Source organism: Pantoea eucrina, assembly GCF_001691555.1.
GTDB lineage: Bacteria > Pseudomonadota > Gammaproteobacteria > Enterobacterales > Enterobacteriaceae > Pantoea > Pantoea borealis.
Genome location: NZ_MAYN01000008.1, coordinates 1,511,402 through 1,528,914, shown reverse-complemented (window position 1 = coordinate 1,528,914; position 17,513 = coordinate 1,511,402). Strand labels below are relative to the sequence as shown.

Annotated in this window: 21 protein-coding genes; 7 read left to right on the top strand and 14 right to left on the bottom strand. The window is 56.0% G+C overall.

Going from position 1 to position 17,513, the window contains the following annotated elements; all coding sequences use genetic code 11:
• Positions 1-99 precede the first annotated feature (99 nt).
• Positions 100-1,329, top strand: coding sequence for a peptidase T (gene pepT / locus BBA90_RS13330; RefSeq protein WP_065649570.1), 1,230 nt, complete (start codon positions 100-102; stop codon positions 1,327-1,329).
• 51 nt (positions 1,330-1,380) lie between these two features.
• Here the strand turns inward: pepT and BBA90_RS13325 are convergent, their stop codons facing one another.
• The 8 genes from BBA90_RS13325 to rluE all read right to left on the bottom strand — a co-directional run bounded on the left by BBA90_RS13325 (position 1,381) and on the right by rluE (position 9,186).
• Complete coding sequence (locus BBA90_RS13325) at positions 1,381-2,502, bottom strand: cupin domain-containing protein (RefSeq protein ID WP_065649569.1); 1,122 nt, start codon at positions 2,500-2,502, stop codon at positions 1,381-1,383.
• A gap of 58 nt (positions 2,503-2,560) precedes the next feature.
• Entirely contained in the window at positions 2,561-4,021 is a 1,461-nt protein-coding gene (phoQ, locus tag BBA90_RS13320) for a two-component system sensor histidine kinase PhoQ (protein ID WP_065649568.1), read from the bottom strand.
• Positions 4,022-4,025: 4 nt separating this feature from the next.
• A complete protein-coding gene (gene phoP / locus BBA90_RS13315; protein ID WP_065649567.1) occupies positions 4,026-4,694 on the bottom strand; it encodes a two-component system response regulator PhoP in 669 nt (222 codons plus the stop codon).
• Between the two features lie 108 nt (positions 4,695-4,802).
• Complete coding sequence (gene purB, locus BBA90_RS13310) at positions 4,803-6,173, bottom strand: adenylosuccinate lyase (protein ID WP_065649566.1); 1,371 nt, start codon at positions 6,171-6,173, stop codon at positions 4,803-4,805.
• Positions 6,174-6,217: 44 nt separating this feature from the next.
• Positions 6,218-6,859, bottom strand: coding sequence for a high frequency lysogenization protein HflD (gene hflD / locus BBA90_RS13305; RefSeq protein ID WP_065649565.1), 642 nt, complete (start codon positions 6,857-6,859; stop codon positions 6,218-6,220).
• Between the two features lie 34 nt (positions 6,860-6,893).
• Positions 6,894-8,006, bottom strand: coding sequence for a tRNA 2-thiouridine(34) synthase MnmA (gene mnmA / locus BBA90_RS13300; RefSeq protein WP_065649564.1), 1,113 nt, complete (start codon positions 8,004-8,006; stop codon positions 6,894-6,896).
• Between the two features lie 40 nt (positions 8,007-8,046).
• Entirely contained in the window at positions 8,047-8,520 is a 474-nt protein-coding gene (locus tag BBA90_RS13295) for an NUDIX domain-containing protein (protein WP_065649563.1), read from the bottom strand.
• A gap of 27 nt (positions 8,521-8,547) precedes the next feature.
• Entirely contained in the window at positions 8,548-9,186 is a 639-nt protein-coding gene (gene rluE, locus BBA90_RS13290) for a 23S rRNA pseudouridine(2457) synthase RluE (RefSeq protein ID WP_412159128.1), read from the bottom strand.
• 131 nt (positions 9,187-9,317) lie between these two features.
• On the opposite strand from rluE, the gene icd reads away from it, so the two are divergent.
• A complete protein-coding gene (gene icd / locus BBA90_RS13285) occupies positions 9,318-10,568 on the top strand; it encodes an NADP-dependent isocitrate dehydrogenase (protein WP_039383903.1) in 1,251 nt (416 codons plus the stop codon).
• 47 nt (positions 10,569-10,615) lie between these two features.
• Here the strand turns inward: icd and BBA90_RS13280 are convergent, their stop codons facing one another.
• Complete coding sequence (locus BBA90_RS13280; RefSeq protein WP_065649561.1) at positions 10,616-11,872, bottom strand: mechanosensitive ion channel family protein; 1,257 nt, start codon at positions 11,870-11,872, stop codon at positions 10,616-10,618.
• 293 nt (positions 11,873-12,165) lie between these two features.
• On the opposite strand from BBA90_RS13280, the gene BBA90_RS13275 reads away from it, so the two are divergent.
• Entirely contained in the window at positions 12,166-12,363 is a 198-nt protein-coding gene (locus tag BBA90_RS13275) for a DUF6404 family protein (protein WP_065649560.1), read from the top strand.
• A 37-nt stretch (positions 12,364-12,400) separates the two neighbouring features.
• Here the strand turns inward: BBA90_RS13275 and BBA90_RS13270 are convergent, their stop codons facing one another.
• The 3 genes from BBA90_RS13270 to BBA90_RS13260 form a co-directional block, all read right to left on the bottom strand.
• A complete protein-coding gene (locus BBA90_RS13270; RefSeq protein WP_065649559.1) occupies positions 12,401-12,649 on the bottom strand; it encodes a DUF883 family protein in 249 nt (82 codons plus the stop codon).
• Positions 12,650-12,771: 122 nt separating this feature from the next.
• The gene (locus tag BBA90_RS13265) at positions 12,772-13,323 is read right to left on the bottom strand and encodes a hypothetical protein (protein WP_065649558.1); all 552 of its coding nucleotides are present in this window, start codon (positions 13,321-13,323) and stop codon (positions 12,772-12,774) included.
• Positions 13,324-13,385: 62 nt separating this feature from the next.
• On the bottom strand, positions 13,386-13,715 hold the full coding sequence (locus BBA90_RS13260) for a hypothetical protein (protein ID WP_065649557.1): 330 nt from the start codon (positions 13,713-13,715) through the stop codon (positions 13,386-13,388).
• 205 nt (positions 13,716-13,920) lie between these two features.
• Between BBA90_RS13260 and BBA90_RS13255 the strand changes: the two genes are divergently transcribed.
• The 3 genes from BBA90_RS13255 (at position 13,921) to BBA90_RS13245 (ending at position 15,070) form a co-directional block, all read left to right on the top strand.
• Entirely contained in the window at positions 13,921-14,100 is a 180-nt protein-coding gene (locus BBA90_RS13255) for a hypothetical protein (protein ID WP_065649556.1), read from the top strand.
• 152 nt (positions 14,101-14,252) lie between these two features.
• The gene (locus tag BBA90_RS13250) at positions 14,253-14,636 is read left to right on the top strand and encodes a hypothetical protein (protein ID WP_065649555.1); all 384 of its coding nucleotides are present in this window, start codon (positions 14,253-14,255) and stop codon (positions 14,634-14,636) included.
• A gap of 20 nt (positions 14,637-14,656) precedes the next feature.
• The gene (locus tag BBA90_RS13245) at positions 14,657-15,070 is read left to right on the top strand and encodes a GNAT family N-acetyltransferase (protein WP_065649554.1); all 414 of its coding nucleotides are present in this window, start codon (positions 14,657-14,659) and stop codon (positions 15,068-15,070) included.
• Here the strand turns inward: BBA90_RS13245 and BBA90_RS13240 are convergent, their stop codons facing one another.
• Both BBA90_RS13240 and ldcA read right to left on the bottom strand, forming a co-directional pair.
• On the bottom strand, positions 15,071-15,733 hold the full coding sequence (locus BBA90_RS13240; RefSeq protein WP_065650483.1) for an MBL fold metallo-hydrolase: 663 nt from the start codon (positions 15,731-15,733) through the stop codon (positions 15,071-15,073).
• A 23-nt stretch (positions 15,734-15,756) separates the two neighbouring features.
• Positions 15,757-16,680, bottom strand: a complete 924-nt coding sequence (gene ldcA / locus BBA90_RS13235; RefSeq protein WP_065649553.1) for a muramoyltetrapeptide carboxypeptidase — start codon at positions 16,678-16,680, stop codon at positions 15,757-15,759.
• Between the two features lie 164 nt (positions 16,681-16,844).
• Here ldcA and emtA point away from each other — a divergent pair, with 164 nt between their 5' ends.
• A complete protein-coding gene (gene emtA / locus BBA90_RS13230) occupies positions 16,845-17,474 on the top strand; it encodes a membrane-bound lytic murein transglycosylase EmtA (RefSeq protein WP_075050745.1) in 630 nt (209 codons plus the stop codon).
• Positions 17,475-17,513: the final 39 nt, after the last annotated feature.

Here is a 17,513-nt window from a genome sequence, read left to right as displayed (position 1 = left end):
ACCCGGCAGGCAGGCTAACCTAAAGAAGAGTGATATAACGCAACGCGGCGTACAGTTGCCGCCACCATAATAACACCGGCTTAAACAGGGGGATAACAGATGGAACAGTTACTGGAGCGTTTTCTGCGCTATGTAGCGATAGAGACGCAGGCTAAACCGCAGGCGCGGCAGGTGCCCAGCAGTGAGGGGCAGTGGATCCTGGCGCGTCAGCTACAGGAAGAGCTGATTGCACTGGGCTTTGTTGATGTATCACTGAGTGACCACTGCTGCGTAATGGGTACGCTGCCGGCCAACGTCGACTGGCCGGTGCCGGTTATCGGCTTTATCTCTCATATGGATACCTCACCAGACTACACGGCGAAAAATGTTAATCCGCAGATCGTGGAAAACTATCGCGGCGGCGACATTGCCCTGGGGAACGGTGACGAAGTGCTGTCGCCGGTGATGTTCCCGGTGCTGCATAAGCTGACCGGACATACGCTGATTACCACCGATGGCAAAACGCTGCTGGGCGCGGATGATAAAGCGGGCATTGCAGAAATTATGACGGCAATGGCGGAGCTGGCGAAGGGCGACGTGCCGCACGGCGCTATCCGGGTTGCCTTTACGCCGGATGAAGAGATCGGCCGCGGCACGTCGCACTTCGACGTGGAAGGGTTTGCGGCCGACTGGGCCTATACGATGGATGGCAGCGGGCTGGGTGAGTTTGAGTTTGAGAATTTCAACGCCGCAACCGCAATGGTCTATATCACCGGTAATAATGTGCATCCGGGCAGCGCAAAGAACGTCATGGTGAATGCGCTGGATCTGGCGATGCGCTTTCATGCCGAGCTGCCTGCTAAAGAGAAGCCGCAGTTCACTGACGGCTACGAAGGCTTTTTCCATCTGCACTCCATCAAAGGCACGGTGGAGCACGCTGAGCTGATGTACCTGATCCGCGATTTTGATGCAGACAGCTATGAACAGCGCAAACAGCTGCTGGAGAATATCGGACAGCGGGTGGGCAAAGGGCTGCAGAGCGAATGTTCGGTTAAAGTAGAGATCAGCGACAGCTATCGCAATATGCGCGAAAAAGTGGAGCCGCATCCGCATATTATTGAGCTGGCGCTGCAGGCGATGCGCGACTGCGGCATTGAGCCTGACGTGAAGCCGATTCGCGGCGGCACTGACGGTTCTGCGCTGTCGTGGAAAGGGCTGCCCTGTCCGAATATCTTTACCGGTGGCTATAACTACCATGGCAAACATGAGTTTGCCTCACTGAATGTGATGCAAAAAGCGACAGAAGTGATTGTGCGGCTCTCTGCGCTGGCGGCAGAGAAGAAGGCGTAACGGTGGCGCATCGCGCCTCTCCTGCTTGCAGGAGAGGCGCGGGAAAAGATCTTAATCAGCAAAGAACCAGTAGCCGCTGTTCACCAGGCCGGCCAGCTGGGCCAGCAGTGACGGGTCATCCAGCGCGTCACCAAAATCTGTCAGAGCGAGTTCGTGCCGGTGCGCCAGCGCGGCCAGCACCTGCGGATGCTGGCTGGTGATCTGCTCGCCATTAACGTAGACGGCCTCGCCCAGCGTCAGCACGCGCAGACCGCCAAGGCGCGTCAGCGTATCGCCCTGCTGCAGCGCATCATAAATTTCATCCGGCTGATAAGGCGGCTCCGGTGGCGCAACGTCCAGCTCATGGCGCGACTGCGAAATAAATTCGCCAAACCACTGGCTGAACTGCTCCGGCTGATTGATCACGTCCAGCATGACCTGGCGAATGCCTTCCACTTCAGAAGGCAGGATCTGCGACGGACAGCTGCGCGGAGGCACCTCCGGATCGCTGTAGCGATAGCTGCCCAGCTCATGGGCCAGCATATAGTCCGCAAAGCCGCTGATTAACTCACGGCCATTAGGCGCACGAAACCCGACTGAATAGTTGAGCGCATTGTCCAGTGAGTAGCCCTCATGCGGGAAACCCGGCGGAATATAGAGGATATCGCCCGGCTCCAGCTCTTCATCAATGATGGCGTCAAACGGCGCAACCTGGAGCAGATCGGGATGCGGGCAGTGCTGCTTCATCGGCACCTTTTCACCCACGCGCCAGCGCCGGCGGCCGGTGCCCTGAATGATAAAGACATCATATTGATCGAAATGCGGCCCCACGCCACCGCCCGGTACTGAAAACGAGATCATCAGATCGTCGATGCGCCAGTCGGGCAGAAAGCGGAACGGGCGCATCAGGGCAGCAGAGCCCTCATGCCAGTGGTTAACCGCCTGAACCAGCAGTGACCAGTTGTTTTCACCCAGATGGTCGTAGCTTTCAAACGGGCCGTGGCTGACCTGCCATTTGTCGTTTTGATGGCTGACGAGGCGGCTGTCCACCTCGTTTTCCATCGCCAGACCCGCCAGCTCATCCGGAGAGAGGGGATCCACAAAATTTTTAAAGCCGCGTTTAAGCACGACCGGGCGTTTCTGCCAGTAGCGCTGAATAAAGTCGGCCTGGTTGATATCGAGCTGATAATCCATACGAAGCATTCCGGTTGGAGCAATAATTGCTGGCAAGTATAACAGTCTGCAGCCGGTTCTACTCGCGGTGATGTGTAACTTCCTGCCGCCGGAACACCACTTCCATGCGCGTGCCGCCCAGCGGGCTGGCAGAGGCGATCACGGTTCCGGCATACTGTTCAAGAATATCCCGCACCACCGCAAGCCCCAGTCCCTGTCCCGGCCGCAGCGTATCGGCCCGCTGGCCGCGTACAAAAATCAGGTCGCGCTTGCTTTCAGGAATACCCGGCCCGTCATCGTCGATAAACAGATGCAGCGCCTGGTCAGTCTGGCGCGTGCTCACTTCAATAAACTCCAGGCAATATTTACAGGCGTTATCCAGTACGTTGCCCAGCACTTCCATAAAATCATTCTGATCGCCGACAAAAACCAGCTCGGGCGGGATGTCGAGGGTGATCTCCACCCCCTTGCGCTGGTAAACCTTGTTGAGCGCAGAGCAGAGGCTGTCCAGCAGGGCTGAAACCGAATGAAAATCGCGCTGCAGCGGGTTGTGATCGGCCTGCATACTGGCGCGATGCAGATAGTAACCCGTCTGCTGTGAAATACGGCTGATCTGCTCCAGCATCACCGGCTCCGCCTGTTCAATCGTCAGCGATTTACCGTTGCGCAGCGATCGCAGCGTACTCTGCAGCACCGCCAGCGGAGTTTTCAGGCTGTGGGTTAAATCAGAGAGCGTGGTGCGGTAGCGGGTGTAGCGCTGGCGTTCATTGGTCAGCAGCAGGTTAAGATTGCGCACCAGGCTTTTCAGCTCCTGTGGCGGGTTGTCGCCCAGGTTTTCCCGCTGACCGGTTTCCAGCTCGCGCACCTGCGCGGTGAGATCGCCAATCGGGCGCAGGCTCCAGTGTGCGGCCAGCCAGAGCAGCGGGATCACCAGCAGCAGATTGGCTGCCAGCACATAGCTGAACCATGACCACACCACGTCTGAGTGCTGCAGCTCCTGCGGAATGGAGTCAACCACCACAATGGTCAGCGCCGGCAGGTTCACCGTCGCGTCGTAGCGATTCACCGCCACCGAATGGGTAAAGGTGTCGTTACTGTTACTGTCCAGTGCGTGCAGCTGCTGCTGCGCCTGTATGTTATCGCCTAATGCCGTCAGGCTGGTGCGGTTGCTGGTGTCAATTTCGTAAAAGTCAGGTTTCAGCAGCCACTCTGGCTGAATTTTATCCCGGATCTCCGGCACGTCGCGCTGCTGCCACAGCAGCTTGCCGCGCTCATCATAGATAAAGACCAGCGTCGGGAAATTCAGCGTCATGCGCTCCGGCTGCGCGATGGTGAGTTTGTTGTCCTGCCACTGCGCCAGGGTAAAAAAGAGATTGCTCTCGCCGCGCAGCACGCGGTAGGTATTTTTATCAAAACTCACGACGTAGCCGATAACCGCGACCATGCCATAAGAGAGTGAGATAACCAGCACTACGGCGGCCGTCGCCAGCAGAAAGCGGGTACGGAGCGAGAGCGGGCGCAGCCGGCGAAACCAGTTCATGCAGTCAGAGATCGAAACGGTAGCCCTGACCGCGTACCGTGTTGATCACTTCGGTCGGATGCAGTGCAAGGATTTTCTTACGCAGGCGGCCCATCAGCACATCAATGGTATGGCTCTCGCGCAGTTCGGCATCGGGATAGAGCTGCAGCATCAGCGAATCTTTGCTGACCACTTTTCCCGCGTTGCGGATCAGCGTTTCCGCGATCGTGTATTCAAACGCCGTCAGCTTTACCGGCACCTCATTTACTGAGAGCTCTCGACGGGAGAGATCGACCTGAAACGGCGGCAGGGAGATGATCTGCGAAGCGTGTCCGCTATTGCGCCGCATCAGCGCCTGCAGGCGGGCAGCAACTTCTTCAATATGAAAGGGCTTGGTAACGTAGTCGTCCGCGCCTGCTTCCAGGGCTTCAACTTTTGCCTGCCAGCCTTCGCGCGCCGTCAGCACCAGAATTGGCTGGCGTACCGCGTCACTGCGCCAGCGGCGAATCAGCGACATGCCATCTTCGTCTGGCAGGCCAAGATCAACCAGCGCAATGTCAGGCAGATGTTCCTGAAGAAAGTAGTCAGCTTCTTTCGCATCTTCAGCGGCATCAACCTGATGCCCCATATCACGCAGCTGAACGGCGAGATGATGGCGCAGCAGAGCATTATCTTCCACAACCAGAACACGCATACTTTTTCCTTACCTGCAAACTCAGTGATAATAAAGTGAGTATACGTGAAGGGAGCTAAACCAGAGAACAACGCAACAGGCGCGCGGCGCGCGCCTGTGCGGACGGGATTACTTCAGATCATCGACCATCTGTACCGCGCGGCCCAGATAGTTAGCCGGCGTCATCTGCTTCAGGCGCACTTTCTCTTCTTCCGGCAGCGCCAGGCTGTCGATAAAGGCCTGCATGCCCGCCGCGTCCACGCGCTTGCCGCGCGTCAGCTCTTTTAGCTTTTCATAAGGTTTTTCGATGCCGTAACGGCGCATCACGGTCTGAATCGGTTCGGCAAGCACTTCCCAGTTGTGATCCAGCTCATCCAGCAGGCGATCGCGATTCACCTCCAGTTTGGAGATGCCTTTCAGCGTGGACTGGTAGGCGATCAGCGCATAGCCGACGCCGACGCCGAGGTTGCGCAGAACGGTTGAGTCGGTGAGATCGCGCTGCCACCGCGAAACCGGCAGCTTGCTGGCGAGGTGCTGCATCACCGCGTTTGCCAGACCCAGATTACCTTCAGAGTTTTCAAAATCGATGGGGTTGACCTTGTGCGGCATCGTCGAGGAGCCAATTTCGCCGGCAATGGTTTTCTGTTTAAAGTGGTTCAGCGCAACATAGCCCCAGATATCGCGATCAAAATCGATCAGGATAGTGTTGAAACGCGCCATACAGTCAAACAGCTCTGCAATGTAGTCGTGCGGCTCAATCTGCGTGGTGTAAGGGTTCCAGGTGATGCCAAGCGAGGTCACAAAGTCTTCGCTGATCTGATGCCAGTCCGCTTCCGGATAAGCCGCAATGTGCGCATTGTAGTTGCCGACGGCGCCGTTGATTTTGCCCAGCACCTCAATGTTGCCCAGCTGCCGCAGCTGACGCTCCATGCGGTAGGCCACGTTGGCCATCTCTTTGCCCATGGTTGACGGCGTAGCAGGCTGGCCATGCGTACGGGAAAGCAGCGGGATGTCGCGATACTCCTGCGCCAGTCCTTTCACCGCGGTGATGATCTTCTGCCAGTAAGGCATGATGACGTCGCGGCGGGCGGTTTCCAGCATCAGCGCATGGGAGAGGTTGTTGATATCTTCAGAGGTGCAGGCAAAGTGGATGAACTCAGAGACCGCCTGCAGCGCAGGGACATCAGCCACTTTCTCTTTCAGAAAGTACTCAACCGCTTTCACATCATGATTGGTGGTGCGCTCTATCGTTTTGATGCGTGCGGCGTCAGTTTCGTTAAAATTGCTGACAATCGCATCAAGGAAAGCGTTTGCGTCGGCATCAAATGCAGGAACTTCCCTGATCTCTGCGGTCGCAGCCAGTTTCTGTAACCAGCGAACTTCCACTTCCACGCGGAATTTCAGTAAACCAAACTCACTGAAAATAGCGCGCAGCGGGCTGACTTTATCGCCGTAACGGCCATCAACGGGTGAGACGGCGGTCAGAGAGGATAATTCCATCAGTGCAACTCCTGAAACGTTAACAGATGAGGGCAGGGCGGCGCTTAATACGCCGGACCCAGCCGGGATAAAATAGCGTTGGCTTCATTCAGCAGACGCTGGCGTGAGAACATCAGCTGCAGGCGGCCACCGCCACACTGCTGCCAGAGCACCGCAGAACGGATCCCCGCCAGCAGCGCAGCGCGTACTTTGTTCTGTACCTGAGTATTCTGCAGCACCTGCGGTGAGCCGGTAACCTGTATGCGCGGACCCAGCGGGCTGATAACATCGACATAGATACCCGCCATGGCGCTGGTGATGGTATCGGATTCGGGGCCGTAGTGCGCCAGCTGGCGATCGAGCTGGCTAATGCGCTGTGCCAGCGTCGCCAGCGCTGTTTTGTTGCCGCTGAGCTTGCGCTCCAGCACCATCAGACCCAGCGTGTAGCGCGTCATTTCAGCACTGGCACCCTGGCGGCTGCCGCTGTTCAGCACCGCCATTAACGTCTCCAGACCCAGGCGCAGATTGGCTTCGTCGTTACCATACACCGCCAGCGTGGAAGCGGGATTGAGATCAAGCAGGCTGCGCATGGACACCTGCAGCGCTGCGCTGTCGCACTGACCCTGATGTGCCAGCTGCTGCGTCAGCTGTGCGGCCTGGCAAATGCCCGCCAGCGCCAGCGTAATATCATAAAAATTTTTAGCCACGCTCTACTCCTGCAGAAAAATCAGCGGCGCCGTTTCAGGCGTCTGGCAGCGGCAGACGCTGCTCAATAATACCGCCACCGAGACAGACGTCGTCCAGATAGAACACCGCAGACTGGCCCGGCGTCACCGCAGCAACCGCTTCATCAAAACGCACCTCAATGCGATCGTCGCCAAGCGGCAGGACTTCACACGGGATATCGCTCTGGCGGTAGCGGGTTTTAACCGTGCAGCGCAGCGGGGCGGTTACAGGCTGACGATCGACCCAGTGCAGCTGCTGGGCAATCAGGCCGACTGACATCAGGCGCGGATGGTCACCACCCTGTGCGACAATCAGCCGGTTGCGCGCGACATCTTTGTCCACCACATACCAGGGATCGTCATTGCTCTCTTTACGGCCGCCAATGCCCAGACCTTTACGCTGGCCGAGCGTATGATACATCAGCCCCTGATGCTCACCGACAATGTCACCGTCAACTGTCTCAATCTCGCCTGGTTGCGCAGGCAGATAACGCCCGAGGAAATCGCGGAATTTACGCTCACCGATAAAGCAGATACCGGTCGAATCTTTTTTCTTCGCGGTAATCAGATCCAGCTGTTCGGCAATGCGGCGCACTTCCGGTTTTTCCAGTTCCCCGACCGGGAACAGGCTCTGGGCGATCTGCTGGTGGCTCAGAGTGTAGAGGAAATAGCTCTGGTCTTTGTTGCCATCAAGTCCGCGCAGCAGCTGACTTTTGCCTGCCACATCGGCCCGACGCACATAGTGGCCGGTAGCGATATAATCTGCGCCAAGGTCGTCGGCAGCGAATTCAAGAAACGCCTTAAATTTGATCTCTTTGTTGCAGAGAATATCGGGATTGGGCGTGCGCCCCGCTTTGTATTCGTCGAGAAAATGCTCAAACACATTGTCCCAGTATTCAGCCGCAAAGTTAATTTTGTGCAGTTTTATGCCGAGCTTGTCACACACGGCTTGTGCGTCAGCCAGATCGTCTGCGGCGGTGCAATACTCCTCGCCGTCATCCTCCTCCCAGTTCTTCATGAACAGGCCTTCAACCTGATAGCCCTGCTGCTGCAGTAGCCACGCGGAAACGGAAGAATCGACGCCGCCGGACATTCCGACGATTACTTTTTTCTGGCTGTTGTCAGACATGACGCACTCTTAATTACAGTAAAACAGGCGGCGCATTCTATCATGGAGTCACGGTATGCGCACCCTTGTGAAACGGCCAGTTGAACGGCGCCACCAGCTGCAGCGGGTAGCGCGCACCCTGTTGCCACAGCCGTATGCTCTCCGCGACCAGCGGCGAACGTAACTGATCGGACGTAAGAATTTGCTCCGGTGCCAGCCACCAGCAGCAATCGATATCGCTGTCGAGCGGCGTGGTCACGCAGGGTACTGGCAGATCAATGCCAAAGAGAAAACGCACAAAAGGTGTCTTGTCCGGCGCAATCCACTGCTGCACGCCGAGAAAATAGTCCAGCTCCGCGCGGATGCCGGTCTCTTCATACAGCTCACGCCGTGCCGCTTCCTGCAGCGTCTCATCCGCTTCCAGATGACCCGCTGGCTGATTCCAGGTAATGCGTCCGGCGACACGCTCCTCGACTACCAGCAGTTTACCCTGCGCCTGCACCAGACAGGCAACGGTTACATGAGGTTTAAACATCGTTCACTCGCTTTGATTAACCTGCGGTTATTGAAATTCAGCGCTGATATCGCGCCACTCGCCGGGAGCAAGACCGTTAAGCTGGTGGTCTCCCAGCGCAAAGCGGATCAGGCGCAGGGTCGGGAAACCGATATGCGCCGTCATGCGTCGTACCTGCCGGTTACGCCCTTCGTACAGGGTGATTTTCAGCCAGCTGGTCGGGATCGTTTTGCGCTCGCGCACCGGCGGCGTGCGCGGCCAGAGCCAGTCCGGCTCGCTGACCTGCTCAATACCTGCTGGCAGCGTTGTGCCGTCGTTAAGCACAACGCCGCTGCGCAGCAGGGATAAATCTGATTCCTGCGGCACGCCCTCGACCTGAACAAAGTAGATTTTACCCGTACGTCTGCCGGGCTGGGTGAGCTGCGCCTGCAGCGCGCCATCGTTGGTCAGCAGCATCAGCCCCTCGCTGTCACGATCCAGACGGCCTGCAGCGTAGACGTCACTGACCGGAATAAAGTCTTTCAGCGTGCGGCGCCCGGCGTCATCGCTGAATTGTGGCAGCACATCAAAGGGTTTGTTAAATAAAATTACACGGCGCGGGCCGGCCGCACGTGTCGGGCGGCGTGTAGCATGGCGGGAGACCGCGGTGCGTTTAGGTGGGTGAATTTTCTGAGATGTTTTTCGCATGAGCTTTGCAGTAAGTAACAATCGGCGCATTATAACGCGAAACTACGGTGATTGGCGTAGGGGAAATATTCAAGTAGTATTGACCCGCATCTTACAAATCATTAACAAAAAATCGCTCGAAGGAGAGGTTAATGGAAAGCAAAGTAGTTGTTCCGGCAGAAGGTCAGAAAATCACCCTTGATCAGGGCAAACTGAATGTCCCGCATAACCCAATCATTCCTTATATCGAGGGTGATGGTATCGGCGTTGACGTTTCCCCGGTCATGCTGAAAGTGGTTGATGCTGCCGTGAAGAAAGCCTACAACGGCGAGCGTAAAATTTCCTGGATGGAAATCTTTACTGGTGAGAAATCAACAGAACTTTACGGCCAGGATGTCTGGCTGCCGCAGGAAACTCTGGATTTAATCAAAGAGTATCGCGTAGCCATCAAAGGCCCGCTGACCACGCCAGTTGGCGGCGGTATTCGCTCGCTGAACGTAGCGCTGCGTCAGGAGCTGGATCTCTACGTCTGCCTGCGTCCGGTACGCTACTACAAAGGCACGCCAAGCCCGGTGAAACGCCCGGAAGAGACCGATATGGTGATCTTCCGCGAGAACTCCGAAGATATCTACGCGGGTATCGAATGGAAAGCGGGTACGCCGGAAGCGGACAAAGTGATCAAATTCCTGCGCGAAGAGATGGGCGTGAAGAAAATTCGCTTCCCGCAGCAGTGTGGTATCGGCGTGAAGCCGTGCTCAGAAGAGGGTACTAAACGCCTGGTGCGTGCCGCGCTTGAATACACCATCACTAACGATCGTGATTCGCTGACGCTGGTCCACAAAGGCAACATCATGAAGTTCACCGAAGGTTCTTTCAAAGACTGGGGCTACCAGCTGGTGAAAGAGGAGTTTGGTGGTGAGCTGATCGACGGTGGCCCGTGGATGAAATTCAACAATCCAAACACCGGCAAAGAGATCATTGTTAAAGATGTGATTGCAGATGCCTTCCTGCAGCAGATCCTGCTGCGTCCGGCCGAATATGATGTTATTGCCTGTATGAACCTGAACGGTGACTACATCTCTGACGCCCTGGCGGCACAGGTTGGCGGTATCGGTATCGCCCCTGGCGCAAACATCGGTGACGAGTGCGCGCTGTTTGAAGCCACGCACGGGACCGCACCAAAATATGCGGGTCAGGATAAAGTGAACCCGGGTTCAGTGATCCTGTCGGCAGAAATGATGCTGCGTCATATGGAATGGTTTGAAGCCGCAGACCTGATTGTCAAAGGTATGGAAGGCGCAATCGCGGCTAAAACCGTGACCTACGACTTCGAGCGTCTGATGGATGGCGCTAAACTGCTGAAATGTTCAGAGTTTGGTGACGCGATCATCAGCAACATGTAATCTGCTTCAGGCAGAGCATAAAACGGGAGCCACTGGCTCCCGTTTTTTTATTCGCCTGCAGCATCGCCCGGACGCAGCGTCTCATCACGCGCCTGCGACAGTCGCCAGAAATCGTGGCCGCCCGGATGCTGGTAAATCCGCAGTGCGAACTGTCCGACAATGGCATAAATATATTCAAATATCGCTGACTGTGAATCCTCATAATCAGCCCACATGACGGAAGAGGTAAAGCAGTAGACCTCAACCGGTAACCCTTCCGGCGAGGGTTTAAGTGCCCGAACCACAATATACATATCTTTCTTAATATCATCGCGCTGCGTCAGCCAGGCGGTCAGATACTTACGAAAAACGGTGAGGTTTGTCAGGCCATTTTCGGCAAACCAGCGGTCGCCGGGTGCGCTGGGTTCACGTCCATCCATCAGCACAGAAAGCTGCTCACTGACACCGCGTATCTGCATCATCTGCTGTATCAGCTCATGGTCCAGAAAGCGAATTGAGGTCTGATCGAGATAGAAGCTGCGCATGATGCGCCGCGCGCCGGAGGAGAACATCGCCTGCCAGTTGGTATACGTCTCGGTCAGGAAATTCTTCGTGGGAATGCGCGACAGCGTGTTATCCCAGTTGCGGATAGTAATGGTGTGCAGCGCAATGTCGATGACTTCCCCGCTGATACCGTTATCCGGCATTTCAATCCAGTCGCCCAGCTGCAACACATCATTTGATGACACCTGAATGTTGGCCACCAGCGACAGCAGCGTGTGCTGAAATACCAGCATCAATACGGCTGCCACTGCACCCAGACTGGAGATAATAATCACAGGCGACTTATTCGACATAATCGCCAGGATCATGATCGCCGAGAGGATATGCACCAGGATTTTACCGACCTGAATATAGCCCTTGATCGAGTGATTTTTACGCCGCGACTTTTTGGTATAGGAGATGTTGATGATCTCCAGTATTTCTGTAAAGAACAGCGAGAGATAGATAAAAAACAGAATGCCGCAGATGGTTTTGACTGCAATCTGCAGATGCTGCGGCAGGCCCGGCATAAACTGCAGCAGATAGTAAACAATGATAACCGGGATAAAATTTGAGAGTTTTTCCGACAGGCGGACATCTTTATCCAGCGGCACCTGGTTTTTATGCGCGCTGAAAAAGACGTTACGCACTATCTTTACGATAAAAAATTTGCAGATAAAGTGCGCAATCATCGCCGCCGCTATCAACAGTAGCAGACTGACCGTGGCCGCAAGCGCCGTGTCACCGGCAAGAAAATTCTGGAATGTATAGAAGTAGCTCATGTTAATCAGTAGCCGGTCCGGGGTGGCGGGAATTCAAGCATAAAGCCGTACGGGGCGATAAGCGACGCGTGCGCAATTGCGGTGTCAGTCAGAAAATAGTTCAGTACCGCTGACTGCCGGCTGCAGTTATACCACTAAGCCCGCCTGACTGACGAGCGGCATCAGGTAATTACCCGGGCAACATTGGTGTCAGCCAGTCGCATAGTTTGAAGCAGTTAACATCCTGAGCCTGATGGCCGTGCCTTTTGCCGAAGAAGCCGCTATCGTCAGCGCTCAGTTTCGGGGAAGACACTATGCAGGGTATTGTGAAGTTTGTTAAAGGCTGGCTGATTTTTTCACTGCTGTGGGGCGTATTTATGTGGTTTGTCTCATGGCAGGCGCAGGGGAAAGAGCCCGGTATGGCGGTAGTAATGAGTCTGTATGCGGGATTGATTTATCAGGCGCTGCGTACAATGGTTGCCCGTTTTAAAGCGCGGCGCGCGGCCGCGTGACGGCAGAAGCAGCGGGGCCGGGACCCCGCTGACCAGATTATTTACGGCCCAGCAGGAAACCGACGATCACGCCGATGCTGGCAGCCACCGCCAGACCCGTAGTCGGGTTATCACGGACCGACCTCACCACGCAGTCAGCTGCATCCTGTACGGCATAGCTGGCCTGCGCCGGATAGCGCCGTGCTGCACCTTTTGCCTGATGACGGGAGGAACCCGTCAGTTCGCCAAATTTTTCCTGAACTGCACCTGCTGCTTCATTCAATTTTGCTTCCGCTTTGTCAGTCATGTTGACTCCCTGATAGTGGTGAATGTCACTTTCAGCGTAGTCAGAGAATGACGGACCGGCAACCTGACGGCGGTAAAGGTTATGTAACAATCTCTGTAGCGAGGCGTTTGTTTAGGTACAGTTTATCTCTGACGGCAGCGCCAGGCGGGATACCAGCTCACCAGAAAATGGCGCAAATGGTCGAAACACCATTCAGCATCCTCGGGTTGCTGACAGTAAAACCGGACGGTGATTTTCTCATAGTGTTGCTGGCGCAGATGCAGCGGTGACCAGCCCCAGTCCAGCACGGCGCGCGCATAGTTAACCAGCGTGCCGGCAGGCATCTCATGCTGGTTCTCCTGACAGCCGAGGTAGTGCTCAAACCGCGCTTCCAGCTCTTCTGCTTCGTCATGCGTATGCACCACATCCGGACGAAAGGCGATGTCGATAAATCCGCATACGCGGTCCGGACGCTGCTGACGATCGCAGGCGAGCGTCATAAAAAGCCCTTCCTGCAGGTTCACCTCTTCCAGCAGCCGGCGCATATTTTCAGAATCTTTACCCGCTTTGATTTCATCAATCCGCTCAGGCTGCTGCGTCAGATCAAAGCCGCTGGGGTTAACTGAGCCATCTTCATTGGTTGTGGCCGGGAAGGGGAAATCGATGTAGCCGTTGTTATCGAGACTCTTTTCCATTTTCGGTATCTGCCGGAAGCATAAACCCTGACAATAAACTATCCCGCTGCGGGGTGCACGGGCTATGGACACTGCCAGGTGATCATCGTGTTTTCATAGGGATTAATAAGGCGGAACTGTTTGTCGCTCAGGCGCTGTGCGTAAAAACCTTCAGCAGTAATCGCAGAGGGGACATAGCGAAAGCGGTCAGTGGAGCGAAGAGGGCCACTGCTGACCGTGACGTTGTCACGTTGAACAGAAAAGGCGTTAGCCAGGTCGAAGATCCAGGCGTGCGTATTGCCCAGTGAATGACCATAAATCGTGGTCACTTCACCGGGACAATCGATTCCTTTCGGGGTCGAACTGCAGCCCGTCAGCGCAATAATAATGATGCAATAAGTCAGTCTTAACATGGTCCTGATCCTGGTTCTTTCCCTGTCTGACAGTGGCACGACAATGCCTAACGCTGCTATGAGCATAGCAGGTCTGGCTGCACTTCCCATTTGGGATTTGTTTAAGTGTTAAGCGGTAGGCAAGTTAAGGGGGTGACTTTGGTAGCAGATAAACGGTATTCTTGCCAGCGCAGTGCACCAGGCAAGTATAAGATAGGGTAAATTAATGAGAGAAGAAGAAGCCAGCTTAATGATTCTTCAGCAGGCGATAGATCAGCTGGATGCCGATAAGAAAAAACAGGTCATGAACTGTGTCACGGCGATCCACGATGTTATGCATAAATTCGATCCAGAAGATGCCGGACTGGCATTGATGCTGGTGGCGGCTCAGGTGGCCGCTGAGTAAACGTCAGGCCGATGCGATATCGGCTTTACTCCTGCTTTATGGCTATGCTGCGACTCAGCGCGCCAGCCCTGAGTCGCAGCACGCCACGCATTAATCTGCTTCCCGCTGTGTTACCCTGCGAACCACTACATCACACTCAGGCGAAAAACAGCATGAAAATTCTGGTCATAGCCGCGGGCCTGATGGCCTGTCAGATTGCTCCGGCCTGGAGCGAAAGTGAATTTCAGATCACCTGTGCGGGGCGGGCCACCATGACGGTATCCCGCGCCAGTTACGGACTCAGCACGCTGATGTGGCCGCAGCGACATTTTCAGGTGGCCGCCGGACAACAGCGTCTCCACCTTGAGGGTGGCGACAGCGTAGCCATCACGCGGTTCCGCAACGGGGATCGACTGGTCATCAATAAAGAGAGCGGTGAAACCTTTTTCGTTTATGCGCAGAGCGACAAACTGGTTCCCTGTCAGCGTTCAGTGAAGCGTGATGCCGCCATCGTCTCTCTCGATCGTTATGACGATCGTCAGCACGCCTCTTCTTAACACCGCACAGGAACAACACCATGTCACTCAGCGTTACCGACAGCGTTACTGCGCAGGATCTCGACGACATCAGACTGGGCCTCAACGCTTTCAACAGCCGCTTTATTGATGTCAGCGAGATCAAAGCGCTGGGCGTGTTTATTCATGATGCAGATGGCGGGAAAATAGCAGGTTTGACAGGATCAACCTGTGGTAACTGGCTGCGTATCGACATGCTGTGGGTCAGTGACGCGCTGCGTGGGCAGGGCGCCGGCACCCGGCTGATAACGGCGGCAGAGAACGAAGCGCGGGCGCGGGGTTGTCTCTATGCGCAGGTGGATACGGCAAGCTTTCAGGCGCGCCCGTTCTACGAAAAACAGGGCTATCAGCTCCGGTTCAGCCTGGATAACTATCCGCGTCATCACCAGCGCCACTACCTGACCAAAGTTCTCTGATTACAGCAGCGGCTGCTGTCGCAGATCCAGCGGCGACTGCTCCGCTTCGTCAATCGCCGCCAGCCAGCCGGACAGATCCGTTTTTACCCACGAGAGGTGGCCGCGCGTAGTGCTCATCAGCACCACATCGGGTCGCAGCGTACGGTAAAGTTCCAGCGACTGCCGCAGCTCGGCCGGGTTACTGTCAGGCTTTAATACGCTGATCCAGCGGTTGTAGTCGCAGGTAAGGGTATCGCCGACAAACAGATAGGTCTGTCCGAGCGGGGAGTGATAGAGATAGCTGCTGCTGCCCGGCGTGTGACCTGGCGTGGGCAGCAGATGAAAATCACCAAAATGCACCTCCCGCCGGGTAAAGGTTTCATCCGGCTCAACCACCAGGCTAACGGGTCCCAGCGAGCGGCTGTGGCAGTAAAGCGCGCTGCTGAAGCGCTGCTGAATCAGCCGTGCACCGGGTGCTGCTTCATGCCAGTGCGTAAGGTAATGGCGTATAACGCCGCCTGCCTCCGCCAGAAACTCATGATCGAGCGGATTTTCCACCCGGCCAATCAGCAGGTTGCCGCGCGGATGCCGTAGCATAAAGCCATGCATCATCAGGTCATTAGCGGTCTCTTCGGCAGGGAATTCCGGCGTGGAGATCCATAAGTCTTCATAAAGCGGCTTCAGAGGGCGATCTCCTGCAGACAATATTATCGCAGCACCGGATGTCCGGTGATGCTGAGCCGCGCGTCGCCGGCATCAATATCAAGCGTAGCATGTGCACCCAGCGGCAGCGTGACGGTATCGGGCGCATGACCAAACGCCAGATCGCTTATTACCGGCAGCTGATACTCATCGCGCAGACGCTGCCAGACAGTGTCGAAACCGAAGCCGTTATCATAGGCGCTGAGTGACGTACTGGTAAAACTACCGGTAACAATTGCCTGCTGCCGCGCGAGAATACCGCACTGCTGCAGCTGCAGCAGCATGCGTTCAATGCGAAACGGGTGTTCATTAACATCTTCAATTACCAGAATGCCCCCTTCGATCTGTGGCAGCCAGGGCGTGCCAATCAGCGTGCAGATCATCGCCAGATTGCCGCCCCACAGGCGGCCCTGCCAGCGGCCGCGGTCCGGGCTTTCACTCCGCCAGTTCAGCATCAGTTCCGGGGCGGAGATTGCCTGCCAGAAATGATGGTCGGTAAACGCTGAGACGTCATCCGCACCAAAATTACCGGCCAGCATCGGGCCGCTGAAGCTCATCAGACCGGTCTGAGCCAGCAGGGCCAGCTGAATAGCGGTAAAGTCACTGTGGCCGCACAGCGCAACCGGCTCACCGCTCAGGCGCTGCGCAATACCACTATAATCCAGCTTATCCAGCAGGCGGGTGGCACCGTAGCCGCCGCGCACCGCCAGAATAATATCCGGCAGCGTGTCTGGCGCGGCCAGTGCATTGATATCCGCCAGCCGTTCCGCGTCCGTACCGGCAAAGCGCTGAAAGCGGCGGGTAACGACTGCGCTATTCTCTACCCGGTGGCCTGCGTGCTGAAGCCGCTCAATGCCGCGCCGGGCGGCGTCCTGGTTGTGGCAATAGCCAGAAGGGGCGATCAAACGAAAGGAACGGGCTGGGTGCATCGCGCTTTTCCTGCTCTGTACTGAAGGGTTCATAGTGACAAACTGCGTGAACAGCGTCACGACAGCATAATGAATTTTGCTATTTTCAGATTAACGGTAATTTTACTGCTGGCCGTCATGGCTATGATAGCCTGCGCCTCTCTTATAGCGGAACCTGAAAAACAGTGAAATTTCGACTACTTATGCTCTCTGCTTTACTGCTGGCAGGCTGCGCCAGTGAACCGGAAAAACCCAGAGTGCCTGAGCGCAATACGCCTCTCACTCAGGCTCCGCCCTCGAAAATTAATGATGCCTGGGCGCTGTTTACAGAAGATGCTGCCACTCATTATGGCGTTGATGAGAAGTTAATCAGCGCCATTATCAGTGTCGAATCGGGCGGCAATCCTGCGGCAGTCAGCCGCTCTAACGCGGTAGGACTGATGCAGATCAAAGCCTCGACGGCGGGGCGCGAAGTCTATCGCGTGCAGGGACGTCACGGGCAGCCCTCAACAGCTGAGCTGCGCGATCCGGCCAGAAACATCGATATTGGTGTCGCCTATCTGCGCATTTTGCAGGAGTCTGCGCTGGCCGGTATCCGCGATCCGCTGACGCTGCGCTACGCCACCATTGTCTCCTATGCCAACGGTGCCGGCGCGCTGCTGCGCACGTTCTCACGCGATCGCGAGCGCGCCATTGCGATGATAAACGCGATGTCGCCGGATGAGTTTTATCAGCATGTACAAAACAACCATCCGGCAGCGCAGGCACCGCGCTATCTGTGGAAAGTGACCACGGCCTACCGCACGATTGGCTAGCGCGCGGTGCGCAGCTTAACGCTGCGCACCCTGTGCTGG

What these genes read in the sequence shown, in the direction of transcription:
- pepT (WP_065649570.1), top strand. Translation starts at nt 100, where the DNA reads ATGGAACAGTTACTGGAGCGTTTTCTGCGCTATGTAGCGATAGAGACG.
- BBA90_RS13325 (WP_065649569.1), bottom strand. Translation starts at nt 2,502, where the DNA reads ATGGATTATCAGCTCGATATCAACCAGGCCGACTTTATTCAGCGCTAC.
- phoQ (WP_065649568.1), bottom strand. Translation starts at nt 4,021, where the DNA reads ATGAACTGGTTTCGCCGGCTGCGCCCGCTCTCGCTCCGTACCCGCTTT.
- phoP (WP_065649567.1), bottom strand. Translation starts at nt 4,694, where the DNA reads ATGCGTGTTCTGGTTGTGGAAGATAATGCTCTGCTGCGCCATCATCTC.
- purB (WP_065649566.1), bottom strand. Translation starts at nt 6,173, where the DNA reads ATGGAATTATCCTCTCTGACCGCCGTCTCACCCGTTGATGGCCGTTAC.
- mnmA (WP_065649564.1), bottom strand. Translation starts at nt 8,006, where the DNA reads ATGTCTGACAACAGCCAGAAAAAAGTAATCGTCGGAATGTCCGGCGGC.
- BBA90_RS13295 (WP_065649563.1), bottom strand. Translation starts at nt 8,520, where the DNA reads ATGTTTAAACCTCATGTAACCGTTGCCTGTCTGGTGCAGGCGCAGGGT.
- rluE (WP_412159128.1), bottom strand. Translation starts at nt 9,186, where the DNA reads ATGCGAAAAACATCTCAGAAAATTCACCCACCTAAACGCACCGCGGTC.
- icd (WP_039383903.1), top strand. Translation starts at nt 9,318, where the DNA reads ATGGAAAGCAAAGTAGTTGTTCCGGCAGAAGGTCAGAAAATCACCCTT.
- BBA90_RS13280 (WP_065649561.1), bottom strand. Translation starts at nt 11,872, where the DNA reads ATGAGCTACTTCTATACATTCCAGAATTTTCTTGCCGGTGACACGGCG.
- BBA90_RS13275 (WP_065649560.1), top strand. Translation starts at nt 12,166, where the DNA reads ATGCAGGGTATTGTGAAGTTTGTTAAAGGCTGGCTGATTTTTTCACTG.
- BBA90_RS13270 (WP_065649559.1), bottom strand. Translation starts at nt 12,649, where the DNA reads ATGACTGACAAAGCGGAAGCAAAATTGAATGAAGCAGCAGGTGCAGTT.
- BBA90_RS13265 (WP_065649558.1), bottom strand. Translation starts at nt 13,323, where the DNA reads ATGGAAAAGAGTCTCGATAACAACGGCTACATCGATTTCCCCTTCCCG.
- BBA90_RS13260 (WP_065649557.1), bottom strand. Translation starts at nt 13,715, where the DNA reads ATGTTAAGACTGACTTATTGCATCATTATTATTGCGCTGACGGGCTGC.
- BBA90_RS13255 (WP_065649556.1), top strand. Translation starts at nt 13,921, where the DNA reads ATGAGAGAAGAAGAAGCCAGCTTAATGATTCTTCAGCAGGCGATAGAT.
- BBA90_RS13250 (WP_065649555.1), top strand. Translation starts at nt 14,253, where the DNA reads ATGAAAATTCTGGTCATAGCCGCGGGCCTGATGGCCTGTCAGATTGCT.
- BBA90_RS13245 (WP_065649554.1), top strand. Translation starts at nt 14,657, where the DNA reads ATGTCACTCAGCGTTACCGACAGCGTTACTGCGCAGGATCTCGACGAC.
- ldcA (WP_065649553.1), bottom strand. Translation starts at nt 16,680, where the DNA reads ATGCACCCAGCCCGTTCCTTTCGTTTGATCGCCCCTTCTGGCTATTGC.